At 58.2% G+C, this 13,241-nt stretch carries 7 protein-coding genes; 4 read left to right on the forward strand and 3 right to left on the reverse strand.

The annotated features are described in order from the left end of the window. Positions 1-1,709: 1,709 nt before the first annotated feature. On the forward strand, positions 1,710-3,650 hold the full coding sequence (locus tag GOOTI_RS25160) for a WecB/TagA/CpsF family glycosyltransferase (protein ID WP_083835910.1): 1,941 nt from the start codon (positions 1,710-1,712) through the stop codon (positions 3,648-3,650). Between the two features lie 178 nt (positions 3,651-3,828). Here the strand turns inward: GOOTI_RS25160 and GOOTI_RS27140 are convergent, their stop codons facing one another. Both GOOTI_RS27140 and GOOTI_RS12165 read right to left on the reverse strand, forming a co-directional pair. Then, positions 3,829-5,175 carry an O-antigen ligase family protein gene (locus GOOTI_RS27140; RefSeq protein WP_138985268.1) on the reverse strand — a complete coding sequence of 449 codons (1,347 nt, stop codon included), beginning with the start codon at positions 5,173-5,175 and terminating at the stop codon, positions 3,829-3,831. A gap of 29 nt (positions 5,176-5,204) precedes the next feature. Next, positions 5,205-5,954, reverse strand: coding sequence for a hypothetical protein (locus tag GOOTI_RS12165; RefSeq protein ID WP_039994026.1), 750 nt, complete (start codon positions 5,952-5,954; stop codon positions 5,205-5,207). 1,353 nt (positions 5,955-7,307) lie between these two features. Here GOOTI_RS12165 and GOOTI_RS12170 point away from each other — a divergent pair. From GOOTI_RS12170 to GOOTI_RS24765, 3 genes are all read left to right on the forward strand, one after another. Continuing rightward, positions 7,308-8,798: a flippase gene (locus GOOTI_RS12170; RefSeq protein ID WP_169315812.1), complete on the forward strand. Its 1,491-nt coding sequence runs from the start codon at positions 7,308-7,310 to the stop codon at positions 8,796-8,798. A 487-nt stretch (positions 8,799-9,285) separates the two neighbouring features. Further along, a complete protein-coding gene (locus GOOTI_RS12175) occupies positions 9,286-10,701 on the forward strand; it encodes a sugar transferase (protein ID WP_051997959.1) in 1,416 nt (471 codons plus the stop codon). A gap of 163 nt (positions 10,702-10,864) precedes the next feature. Further along, positions 10,865-12,097 carry an alpha/beta hydrolase-fold protein gene (locus GOOTI_RS24765; RefSeq protein ID WP_233425493.1) on the forward strand — a complete coding sequence of 411 codons (1,233 nt, stop codon included), beginning with the start codon at positions 10,865-10,867 and terminating at the stop codon, positions 12,095-12,097. Here GOOTI_RS24765 and menE read toward each other — a convergent pair. After that, positions 12,038-13,171 (reverse strand): o-succinylbenzoate--CoA ligase, encoded by a 1,134-nt coding sequence (menE, locus tag GOOTI_RS12190; RefSeq protein WP_083835912.1) that lies wholly within the window; start codon positions 13,169-13,171, stop codon positions 12,038-12,040. The two genes, GOOTI_RS24765 and menE, sit on opposite strands and share 60 nt — an antisense overlap. Between the last annotated feature and the right edge of the window lie 70 nt (positions 13,172-13,241).

The following is a 13,241-nucleotide window of genomic DNA, read 5'->3' on the forward strand; positions in this document are numbered from 1 at the left end:
CAAGTGGTCCATCTATCCAGAGATGCGGGTTGGAACCCCAAGGGTTTGTTCGACTTGGCGGCTCGGTAGCAAGGGCATCTGTCCGAAGTGGGCGTTTCAGGACGTTTCAACATTCACCCGATTGTGCCAGGCCCAACCGTCGGCTACCGCCAATTTCCCGATGGCGGCGGAAGACTCTCTGCCCGTCGAGGCGCCAAAGAACGTGTGTCAACGAAGTGTGTTTGTGGCCTTGTAAACTTCGTCTAACCGATCGCTTGACAGGGTTGTCGAACTGTGTTGCCCCCACAAACAGAGGGCTGCTGTGTCATCGCGGACAATGAGTGGGTTACGCGTTTGAGCTCGCCTCGCGTTCGACGTCGACGGAAGGTAGTGGCTCGATGGCGGTGTGCTTGCTTGATGCGGTAGTGGCACCTTTAAGGGCGAAGACATCAGCGGGGTGTGCTGCGACGACGACGAGGCTCGGTCGTGACAGCTACGTGCAGGTCTCCGGACCGGCGTACTCAGTCACCCGGAGGTGATTGGACGGATGATCACTGTGGCCGAGAATCGACGATATTGGTGTCCCAACGGTGAAACTACTGAACCCGATCACGTAGTGATCGCCAGAGCGCAATGCGAACATACGATTCACGTTCACCCCAACCCTGTGGTGTGGACGTTCAGGCCGTAGATCGGAGCGTTTACGACCGGGTATTCGGGACCGGGCCGTTTGCGTGACGGCTGCCGAACGCTCCAACGCGCCCTCTGACGTCGACTAGTTGATTGTCCATCAATTCCGTCTCCTCAAAGCGCGCGGATCGCTCGCAACTGTGCTCGGATTGCCTGAACTAGCCCATGCGGCGGGCTAGTCGCTGGAGGACTATCAAGCCGCCGTACTAGCCGCGGAGTCCTCTGGCCCGCTGAACCCGGTGCCTGCCCACGTATTCGAGGACGCGAAACCATGACGAACATCGGGGCCATCGTATGATTCAGGCTTGAGCGGGCACCAGTTGACGGGGAACTGCTAATCGCATTCCACCTGCTCGCCCAGACGTGGCGTGGGCGGTATCGGCGGAAACCGAGTCAACAGTTCGCGAATCAGAACTCGAGATGCGCCCTCCCCGACGGGGTAGGGCGCGACGGCTCATACGGAGGTGGCGCGTCTGAACGCGCCGCTTTGATCACCGTACTATGTGGCAACCCAACTGCCGGGCGATCTCCGTTTGCGACAACCCTCCGGCCTACGGAGCTGACAAATTAACACCCGATTCTCCACAGTGATCATTCTCCAATGATTGGTTGGTGCTCACTTTGGCCGGAGATCCCGGCTCCCCTGGACTGGGGCCGACAACGGAGGGCGACGGAGGAGCTGCAGTGGTTTAGATGCACGGTTCCCTCACGAATGTCACGTGCGTTGCCTCGCAGTCGCCACCGCTAGGGTGCATGCGAGCGCGGTCGGAGACCAAAGGTTCGAGCTAGCTCGTACGGTAAGGTGTTGGACGTTCAGCGTGGAGGAAGCAGTGGGTGGGAACCTTGCAGATCTAGACACTGAGTGGTGTTGTCGATGGAGTCCGGGCGACCACTGGTTACTTCCGATTGGTCAGTGGTCCGCCTTGTAGTCGGTAACTCACCGAGCACATGAGTGTTGCGAACCTCTGAGATGCGGAAAAGCGCTTTACGGCGCTTAAATCAAGACCTCACGGCTTGGGCCAACTGGCCGAAGGCGTTGCATGCGAAAGCTCCGATATGAATTGGAAAACGAGTTGAATAAATTCAGTCAAGTCGCCGAAGTGGGCGGAGTGCCGGTTGCTGTAACGACTGAGCGGATGGCGTTAGATGATATACGACGTCGAGCGCTTGACAAGTCGTCGGGGGGATACTCTTTTCGGTTCGTTAATGCATACTCGATAGCGCTGGCAGCCCGTGATCGAGTCTATGGTGAACTTCTGGAAGCCGGAGGCACGAACTTTCCTGATGGAAAGCCAGTTTCGTGGGTCCTGAGACTTGTGTCCCGGTCCAATGGCGCTTCGCAGGTTAGAGGTCCATCTGTCTTTCGCCGAGCAATGATTGGAACCGAGTTTGAAGGCGTCAGGCATTTCTTGCTGGGAGGGTCACCTGAGACGCAGGCTGCACTTAGACGGGTGCTGAACGATCGTTCGCCGGAAACCATCATCGCTGGCAGCTTCTGTCCGCCAATGTCTGACTCTAATGATGTAAAAGAAATGGTGGAACAGATCCGAAATGCAGAGCCGGACATTGTGTGGGTTGCGCTCGGCACACCGAAACAGGACTTTATTGCCCAAGAAATCGCCGATTCGCTAAATGTGACGACCGCTGCGATCGGTGCGGCTCTAGATTTTGTAGCGGAAACGAAGCGTGAATCCCCAAGAGTAATGTCCGATTTGGGTATAGAGTGGCTCTTTCGGCTGGCCACAGAGCCTCGCAGGTTGTGGAAAAGGTATCTCTTCGGGAACGTTGTTTTTCTTTGGAGCGTTGTTAAAGCCGGGGTTCGTGACACTTTTCGTCCCGACGCGCCTGCATCACGCCTCGCGGATGAGACGACGACGATGGTTTTCGTGGATCAGAATGATCCATCCGACTTGGGTACTGGTGGTGGAATCGCAACGTGCATCAGGGGCCAAATCAAAGTTGGCGTGTGTAGCGAAACCCGAGTCGCATGTTTGAGCAACGGCAAAACTATTGCCAATAAGTGGGTTGAACGGACTATTGATGGAAATAGGATAGAAATATTTTATCTCGGGCGAACTGTTCGCCGAATACCAGATTCGGCAATCCTTACGCTCGGACTGCTTCGGCACCGTAGAGAATTTGTAGGCGCCCTGTTGCAAGTCCACAGAGTTGAAATAGGGCTCGTTGCGAGCCTGTTGCGCCTCCCTTATGTGCTGCTGATTCATAACGACGCCGCTTCTCTATCGGGTGCAAATTCAGATTCAATTTGGCGGCACCTACCCAGGGTCTATCGCTGCGTCGAAAAGTGGTCGGTAAGGCACGCAACGGCTGTCGGCGTTTTCAGCCGCCAAGCCTCTATTCGACTGCAGAGTATTAGACCAGAAGTAAAGCGTTTACGTACCTGGTACGACCCCACACTGTTTTACCTAAAGAGCCCAGCGAATCAATCTTCACGAGTTGAGGACGATGCACTTAACATCATCTGGGTCGGAAGGCTCGACAGGCAAAAGGATCCCCTTCTTGCGCTCGATGCGGTGACCATTCTCGCCGAGACTACTTCGCTGCATCTCGACGTGTTTGGCGACGGGCCTCTCCGCCAAGAAATGGCACAGAGAATTACAACAGACGGACTGCCAGTGACGTTGCACGGCACAGTCTCACCTGTGAAAATCGCCGACGCAATGAGGAATGCTAACGTGTGTCTGATGACCTCGTTCTACGAGGGAAGCCCCACGGTACTTATTGAGTCCCTGGCGTGCGGTACGCCGGTGGTGGCCACTTCTGAGTCTGATACCGATTACGTCCTTGAGGATATAGCGGCAGGAGTCCGTGTCGCGGAACGAGACCCTCGGAAACTAGCTGAAGCTGTGCTAGCCGCAGATGAACTCGACCCTAAGGGCTGCGCTGCCGCAGTCAGATCAAGGAGCGCTGAGGTCCAGTTGGGAGAGTTGCAAGCACTCACGTCGACAACTAATCGATAACGAGTTCCCCAATGTCGATATATCCCTCAGCCCCCGACGCGGTGGCTGAGGGAAGCTGCCAGGCTGGGGCTGAGCGCCCGCTTGGATGAGGAAACCGTACCGCTGCTGGACGCTCAGGGCAGGGCGTGGCAGGAGCGAACTAGAGGCAGGCGGGATACGGACCCGGTGAGTGGTATCGCTAGTTCACTTGGCTACTCGTCGCAGTGACTCGGCTATTCGTTGCCGTGACGCGCGCCGCGCACACCGCCAATGCGACCAGTATTGTGGGGAGTAAGGACATCTGCGCGAACCCGACAAGGTCGAGAATCAGTCCAACTGTTAAGGCCACAAGGATAGCTGCCAAAAGGCCCGGCCCAATGTCTGAGAAACCCGTCTGCTGGCCTCGCCTCGACGCCTTTATTGCTGAGTAGATCCCGACCATGTAGAAGACCAGCGTCCCACCTAGGCCGAGAACGCCCGCTTGCATCAGTTCCGATAAATAATTGTTGTCGAGTACTGGCTGACTTGTAAGATCATACGTTCCAGCGCCTTGACCCAACCACAGATTGTGGCCGAAATTCTGCAGTACATACTCACGACCAACGGCACGAGACTGGAGCGAGCCGTCGTTGGATCCGTTCGTTACGACGTTAAGCATCTGACTCAAAATGGGGACGGAGTACAACCACGTGATCGCGGTGATGAGACCGCCGCATACCAAGACAATGGCTGCACGTCGTAGGGGCCAGTACAGGCAGAAGACAAGCAAACTAATAGCCGCACCCACGAGGGCCGACCGCGATACCGTAAGCACGGCACCCCCAATAAGGAGGAGCGTGCAAAGAGCCCAGGGTCGCCAACGGGCGCCGCGCTTGTGTGCCTCGAAAGCAAGTGCAACGGCGACCGGGGTCAGTACTGTTAGTACAGAACTGAGTTCGAGTGGATGCGCCGCACTCCCCTGGGGGCGAACAACGCCATCTCTCATTAAGTTCGTCACAATTGGCTCGTCATAATTGTTAAGTCCAGGCAAGCGGAAGAGTGGGGCAACATCGTAGCCGGTGAAACGAGTGACAAATGCCATCGCTGAGCTAATCGACGCTCCAAGTACCAGTCCGCGTAAAACGAGAACAACGGACTCTCGAGTGTTAATTACCGAAACCACAACTATGAATACGGAGAGAACGACGAACGCGTCACGAACTGCGTGCGATGTCATCTCCATCTGGTGTTGGTTCAACTGACCCGTCGTAACTCGTGCAACTGATAGTAATGTTGCCACCGTCAATCCGAGGGTGACCACCAACGGCACCAGTGGAATTGCAAAGAGTCTCTCGAAACAGTATCGGCGACCGCCAGCGAGCCCTAGAAGAAGCACTGCGAGGCCAAGTAATGCCGCCACGCGGACTGGCGGAAGTCCCGTTGTGAATGGGACGAGGAAACCCTGTCGTGTGGCGAGGAGGCCGCATCCGCCGGCGGCGACGAGAAGTGACGCACCATTGTCCGGGCTCCGCAACCACTGGCCAAAACGTTGAACGCTGAGCGTCATGTGTGACGAAACTAGGGAACGGTTCAAAGCTAGACCGTCCGGTCGTTAAGTGCTGTAGGTTTATCACCTGACTCTGCCAGTAGTTCTGACGAATCCTCTTCTAAGTCAATAGTGCGCGCGGATACCGATGTTTCGGGATCTTCTGGAGCAGATTCGCTTACCGAGTTAATGCCTGTCATTGGATTGATCTGGCTAGACGTGCTAGACGCGTCTGCCTTTGTGTCGCGGAAGTCAAAGTGCCTCGAAACACCCACAAAAATCATTGTGATGGCGAGCCCAATCAAGAATCCACTAAACGCCCAGATGCCGGCCGCTCGGGCAGTTGCCGTCGGCATAGCCTCCGGCGGTGTAGCGCCCACGAGTACGACTGAGACGGCGAGAGTCTTGTCCGTAACGCCCGCCTGCAACTGTAGGTTTCTCAGCTCGCTGTCCGCGGTAAGCATCGCTTTTTGCACTACAGCGTGAGCGATCTGCGGGTCGGTGGCCTGCGCAGTGAGCTGAACTCTCGAGGTGGCGGTTGCGTTCGACGTTGTGGTGTCAGCAAGTACCATGGCCTCAAACGAAACAACATCTGGCGAATCTACGAGTTCCGACACTACATCCGGGCCATTCATTCGCGTGCTCAACGCCTGAGCAAGCTGAGAAACGTTCTGGTCCAGATTGACAAACGGGTTCAGGGTCGCGTTCGGATTGCCAGCGCCTGGCGGTATGACCAGGATTGTTGCGCTCGACTGGTAAGTAGTCTGCGCTCGTTGAGCGCCGAGGATGCCCCCTCCCACGGTAAGTAGGACGATGAGTGCCGCGAAGATTGCTGATGCCGTCGTGTGTCGCCGGACCAAATCAGATAGATTCAAAACAAGCTCCCTTGCTGCGTACGTTGACTAGTGACGGCGGTCGAGTTCGCCATCATTTGATGGTCCAATGCACAGCGCCAGCACGACCCAAAATAGGAGTTTTCTGACTGTTGGGTGGATTGAGAAAAGCGCATCCAGATTCATATTAGGGGCCTGCGGCATCAAGTGCATGCATTAGGTGCGAATGCTTTCATGTTAGGCTAAGCTACCTAGGAGGGACTGTGTGCCGTGCCTCCTACTTGGTAGCCCTTGGGTGCTGTGTCCGGCGACGAGTTCTAGCGGCCTCATAGAGGTCGACTGCTGGTGGCGCCGTCAATATCTGTCCTGGGCGGACATCGTTGCTCACGGTTGCGTTGACGCCTACCTGCGCACCATCTCCAACGCAGATCCCGCCGACCACGACCGCGCCAGCTCCTATCCGGACTCCGTTGCCAATGGTCGGCTTTCCGGAACGATCATGGCCGATCGTCACTTGTTGATTAACCCAGAAGTCCCTGCCTATTGACTCAGCGTCAATTGCAGTCGCAAAGCCATGCTGAATGAACAGTCCTGGTCCTATTTCCGAACAGTAGATGAACAGTGTTTTCGGTGCGGGCCAGGCCAGCCGCATGGCTAGTCGAACAAGTGGCGGCAGCTTTCGGAGCCGGTAGCGGACTAGGGCACGGAACTCGGGATACCTTAGCACCAGCAAGGCGAACCGTTTGCTGCAGGAGAGACTCTCGAGGTCGCGGGACGCCGAACACTTGACCCAGCGCTCGACTTCGTACGAGAGGGTCGTGTAATCGCGTGTCCGAGTCGCTAGTAGCCAGAGAGGGGCCGCGTAGAGTCGCGCCAGCAGGGTGAGCATGCAGGTATCATGCCTGAGCGTTTCCGCGCTAGCTAGTTCGAGTCCCGCCAACCTGCCATGTCTTCGTCTGATTGACATACTCGACGTTCAAGTTGGGAAACACTCATTGCGGCCGATGGGCGCAAGCAAGGCTACGGAACCGGGGTCGGCAGAGCGGTTTGGATAGGCAATGGCCGGCTGGCGCAGGCCGCATCACCGTGGCGCTTGGGTCACTGTCGCATGTCGGGGCCCTGCGGTAGGTGGCAACAGGCCGATCGGCAGGTATTTACGCTGCGGTGATCCGCAACTTGGCTTGATATAGTTCTTGAATTCGAAGTTGATGTCGAATGCTGAAGCGGAGGGGCTTGCAAGGCGCAGGTAGTGAGCACGCGAGAGTTGCAGAATGGCCGGTCGCTGGACCTTGCAGGTAGTTTAATACGAGAGGTATGCGGGTGGGTAAGCGTTCGATGCAGAGCGATACGGTCGAAGCCTCGGAAAGACGTCGAGCAAGAATTGCATCTGCTGCGGGCCTGCAGATCATAGTTCGTGTTATTGGGGTTGCGGCTTCTCTCATCACTGTGTCGGTAACGACGCGAACGCTGGGCCCTACTAATTACGGTCATCTGCAGTCCGCAATAATGTATGTCGCCCTTTGGGGGAGCTTCACCGAGTTGGGTATAAACTCGGTGATAGTACGCAAGGTTGTGGGACTCAACTTCCATAATGAGCGAGATCTGCGGGATCAACTGAAACTTCTGATCAGAACGAACCTGGGTCTGTCAACGCTCATTAGTCTGCCTCTAACCATACTTGTCATCGGATGTGGTCTAGTCGTCTACAAGGGCAGTGCCGACACGGTTCTGATGATAGTCATAGTATCTGCAAGCCTCATCTTGACTTCGATTGGAAACTCATTCGACCCGCTTTTCATGGTGCACGTCGAGTTCCGGGCCGTCGCGTTGAGCGATTTCTTGGGGCGGGCTGGTTCGATGGTCTTGACCGTCGTCTTAGCAAGTTCTGGTTTGCCGATCTATTGGTTCGCGATTGTCCAGTTGGTACCTCCGTTTCTCCAGTTGGTAGTGAAGGGATTCGTGGCTCACCGCTCGGGGATTCGAACTCCGCTGTACTCGTGGCGGGGATCGAAAGAGCTTGTCAGAGAGAGTCTTCCCCAAACTGTCATCTTGGTGGTCGCTGTACTCTACTGGCGCATCGATGGCGTTATATTGTCTGTTCTGTCCACTCCAGCAGAAGTCGGTCTTTATGGTCTCGCGTACGCTCTCGCTTTCACTTCTTCTATGATCCCTGAATTGTTCTTAAGTACGACATTGTCGACGAGTGCCGAGTTATTTAGTGTTGATCGGCGCCGGTTCGCGAACTTCTGCCGGAAGACTTTAGAGGTGCTATATTTAATGGCACTGCCTCTGGCTGTTCTGGGTGGTATTTTGGCTGGTGGAATTATTACACTCGTAGGCTCATCAGATTTTACTGAGGGAGGCCCAGTTCTGGCCGTTTTATTCTGTGCCGCGGCATTGACCTTCATTAACGCAGCAGTATCTCAAGCACTATTTGCCGCACACCAGCAAGTTTTTTTAATGCGTATCAATCTCTTAAATTTGCTTATTAATATAGTTTTAAATTTGATGTTTGCGAAACACTTCGGAGCACTCGGCGCGGCATCTATTTTGGTCGCATCGGAAGTACTTGGAATATTCTTCTGCGCTTTGCGATTACGTAGAATGTCTCTAAACATTCAACCAGTCGACTTCGTCGCTTGGTGCGTGCCTGCGCTAGCCCTCGGCGCTTCCCTTGCCTGGGTTTTTTCCGGCGTCTCTGTGATCATCGCCGCTTTTGCTGGTGCGGCGGGGTATATCGTTGCGCAAATCGTGGCTGGCCCTGCGCGCCCCGATTATTTACGGGAGATGGTGACGGGTGGGGCAAGCTAACTCTCGCGAAAGAAAGATGTGTTCTGGAAGGTGAGCTTCTGTGGTTGAATCTCGTTCTGGAGAGTACCGGGTCGCGAACGATCTGCTGCTCGTGGGGTCGTCTATGTCGACGCTGGTGATGTGATCCCCGTCATCTTTGATACGGCATGTGATCGGGCCCTCCTCTGATCGTGCCGGTTTGTCAAGCTCGGCTTGTTCTTTGTCCGTCGATAGATCGATTGATGTGTGTGATTTGGCGGTTTACGATAGCATCGTGCGGTCGGTCAACCGGGGGGAGGCTGACGCGAAAATGATGTATGGTTATCGAAGCACTATGCGGCGTCGCTAACCGGCCCAATGGTCGGTCGGTTTGGTAGTTCGGCTTGGGGGATTGAACGTGTCACATTGGTCATTCGCGGAACCACATGGGGGACGAGGGCTGAGTGCGCCCGGCGACCTGCGTCGCTCGGCATGTACTACCGACCGGAGTCGGCAGGCGCCGTGGGTTGTGCGGTACTTGACCAAGGTTGCCGTCTCGGACGTTGTGGTCGTCGCTTGTGCGGTGCTCGCAGCGCAATGGCTACGCTTCGGCCCAGGGTCTGCCGGTGAGAGTTTCGGCGGAGAGACGGGGCATCCGGTTCTAGCTGTGTCTTTCCTCCTCACAGTGGCATGGCTTATCGCTCTGCGAGCTTCGCAGAGTCTTGATCGCAGGATCGTTGGTTCAGGTGCGACGGAATACAGCCGTGTACTGACTGCATGCTTTACGGTATTCGGCGGCCTAGCGATCATTGTCTTGATCCTCCGGCTAGACGTTTCCAGGGGTTACTTTGCAATTGCGCTGCCGCTCGGAACATTGGGTTTGCTCGCGTCACGATGGATGTGGCGGCGCAAGCTGGTTGCAGATCGCCGCCGCGGTGAGAAGCTTGAGCGAGTACTAGTTGTCGGGTCCGCCGACTCTGTCGTGCACCTGGTGAAGCGGTTCGGCCAGGCCCCAGAGCTCGGCTTTGAGATAATTGGTGCGTGCCTGCCGGTCTCTGAAGCTGCGACGGCTTCGTTGAATGTGCAAGAAGCTCGAGTACCAGTTTATGGCGATTTTGATGACGTGATTCTCGCGGTCTCTGCGTCAGGGGCGACCACGGTTGCAGTGATGTCGGCCGATGCTCTGGGACACGGCGCGATGCAAGACCTTTCCTGGAGCCTTCAGGGCATGGAGGTCGACATGATGGTAGCGCCCGGTGTAACGGATGTTGCCGGCCCCCGCATGATGGTGCGTCCGGTTGCGGGTCTGCCTCTGCTGCACATCGACAAGCCTCGGTATGAGGGCGCTAATCGGCTCCGTAAGGCTGTCGTCGACCGAGTGGGAGCATTTCTGATCCTGCTACTTGCGGCGCCGGTCCTAATGTGTGTCGCCTTGGCGATCAAGGTTGATTCCCAGGGAGATGTCTTTTATCGCGCGACACGCGTGGGACTCAACAACAAGCAGTTCTCGATGTGGAAGTTTCGCACGATGGTTCCGGATGCAGACAAAATGCGTGGCGACCTGCGTGATAAGAATGAAGCCGCTGGAGTTCTCTTCAAGATTCGCGACGACCCGCGGATTACTCGCGTTGGCCAGACTCTGCGGCGATACAGTCTCGACGAGATTCCTCAACTCTTGAATGTTTTGGGGGGTTCCATGAGTCTCGTGGGACCGAGGCCGCCTCTGCCGGAAGAAGTTGCTCACTATGACGGTCGGGTGGCTCGTCGGATGCTGGTGAAGCCTGGAATGACAGGTTTGTGGCAGGTGTCGGGAAGGTCGGACCTCTCGTGGGAGGAGTCCGTTCGACTCGATCTTTCCTACGTCGAGAATTGGTCGATTATGCAGGATTTGGTAATCCTGTGGCGCACATTTCGTGCCGTGACGTCGAAGGACGGCGCGTACTGATCGCCCTTGACTGTGTCAGTCGGCCACACGGCCGGGGGGTTGCCGCCGTCGGAGACCACGACTACACGACGTCGATCTTCGTCGAGTCGGGTGACCTCGGCGCACTGTTGACCGTGCGGGATAGTTTTCTGGTCGAGAGCCTCTGAGGACGGGAACCTTGCGCGTGCGCGACAGCGTTGATCGAGTCCTGAGACGACGAGCCGCCCTTGTTGCGGCGGTGATGCCCGCCGGTGGCGCCGGCGAGTGGATGACCAATTGGCAGCAGCCGCCGACCGGCAGCACCACCGCCCCGCAATGGGATACCTTCGTCGGCGAGGAACTCCCCGCATACCTCAACGAGAACTTTGACATCGGTACCACCGACAACGCCATTGTCGGAGTGTCGATGTCCGGCGCGTCGGCGGTGGTGATCGGACTCAACCATCCCGACGTGTTCTCGGTGATCCGCTCGTATTCCGGGTACTACCAGACAGACTCACCCTTCGGCTGGTTGCTGATCCCGTTCATCCAGAGCCAGCGGGCCGGTATCGACAACGGATTGTCGGCGATGTGGGGCCTGCCACTGAGCCAGGGCAATGTCTGGGCCGACAACGACGTGTCCAAGCGCATCACCGAGGCAGAAGCCAACGGGCAGACGGTGATCATTTCCTCGGGCGACGGAATCCCGACGCTCCACGAACTGTCGATCGCGGCGGCATTGATCACACAGACATGGGAGCAGACCCCCGAACAATTGCCCGCGTTGTTGCCCGCCGCGCTCAGCGGTTTGGCACTCGGCATCGGTCTCGAAGCGGGGGCGTTCGTGTCGACGCTGGCGCTCGCCGCGCAGACGACGCTGCAGGGGCTTCCGATCAGCTACCACTTCAGCAACGGCACCCACAACTGGTACGCGTGGGCGGCCGATGCCCCGAGCGATGCGCAGGCCATCGAGGACGCGCTGCAGCGGTCTCGTGAGAGCTCGGCTGAGCAGCCGACTGTGACGGCATCGACGCGTGCGTCTGATGAGTCGGTGGCGAAAAACGCAGTGGCGCAAACAGATCGGAATCCGGAATCCTCCGAGGCTACTGCGCCGACGTCTGGGGGAAGCGACATCGACGAGGCTCCGTCGACTACCGAGCCTGCACCGGAACAGAGTGCTGCTGCATCGGAACTGCCGGTGTCGGGTGCGTCAGAGCAGGATGTGCCGGACCCCGGTCGGGCGCCAATTGCCGAGCCGAGTTCCACCGGTGCAGCTGTGCCGCACACACCCGACGCATCCGATCAGAGCGAGCTGCGCAAGCAAGAACCGCAGAAGGATGAATTGCAGCAGGAGGAAGTGCAGCAGGCGGGCAAGAGCTCAGCTGAAACGGTCCCGCAGGGCGCGGCGGTCGATCTTCCCCGGGCCGCGCAGGGGTAGCTGGTCCAGCTCGATCACGTCGCGGGGGGCCGCGTAGCGATCGAGTCGCTCTACAACGGCGCCACGAATGCGCTCGGGGTCGAATCTGTTTGTGCCCGAGGTGACTACGAAGGCCACGACCTTCTCGCCGAGCCGGTCGTCCGGCAGTCCGACGACGGCACACTCGGCCACCGCGTCGTCGTCGAGGATAACGGCCTCGACGACCTGCGGGACGACCGTGAGCCCACCGGTGGTGATGGCCTCGTCGGCGCGTCCGATGATGCTCAGGACGCCGTCGTCGACGCGGCCGAGGTCGTCGGTGAGGAAGGTCCTCGCTTCTGGTGTCAGAGCGAACGCCGGATGTTCCGGCAGGTTGCGATAGCCGTGCGCGACCATCGGACCCGAGAGCGAAACGCGCCCAACGCCTTCGGGGCTGGGATCCATCAGGCTGACGGTGACGCCGTCGAGCGGGATTCCGTCGTAGACGCAGCCCCCGCCGGTCTCGCTCATTCCATAGGTGCGCACGATGGGCAGTCCGGCGTCGAGTGCTCGACGCAGAAGTGGTGCGGGTGTCGCCGCACCGCCGACGAGAAGCGCGTCGGCGTCGCGGAGTGCTGCGGTGGCTCGTGGGGAGTCGAGGACCTTGATCAACTGGGTAGGAACAAGCGAGGTGTAGCGACGCGGGCCGTCGAGAGTGTCGAGGGCGTCGGCGAAGGTCTCGGGGTCGAAGCCGGACGAGAGGTCGAGGACGCCCGGTGTGAAACCCGCGGCGAGTGCGCGCAGTAGCACCTGGAGCCCCGCGATGTGGTGCGGCGTGAGAGCGAGCAGCCAGTTGCCGGGGCCACCGAGGCGGGCGTGCGTCGCGCTCGCCGATGCGGTGAGCGTAGCCGGGGTGTGCTGCGCCCCCTTGGGGACGCCGGTGGTGCCCGACGTCGAGATGACCAGCGAGATGTGTTCGTCGATGGGGGTGCCCGCGGCGAGGGCGTCGGCGAGGCGGGCAGCCTGCGCGGGTTCGGCGGCGGGGACGGGCAGCGCGGCTGTGGTGACGCTGGCTTCGACACCGCTGCTCGCTGCGCTCGCGGCGGGCTCAACCAGCGGGGGTGCCGCGGTGGGCTCAACCGGCGGGGGTGCCGCGGTGGGCTCAACCAGCGGGGGGGAAGGGGTG

The organism is Gordonia otitidis NBRC 100426 (assembly GCF_000248075.1).
Classification (GTDB): domain Bacteria; phylum Actinomycetota; class Actinomycetes; order Mycobacteriales; family Mycobacteriaceae; genus Gordonia; species Gordonia otitidis.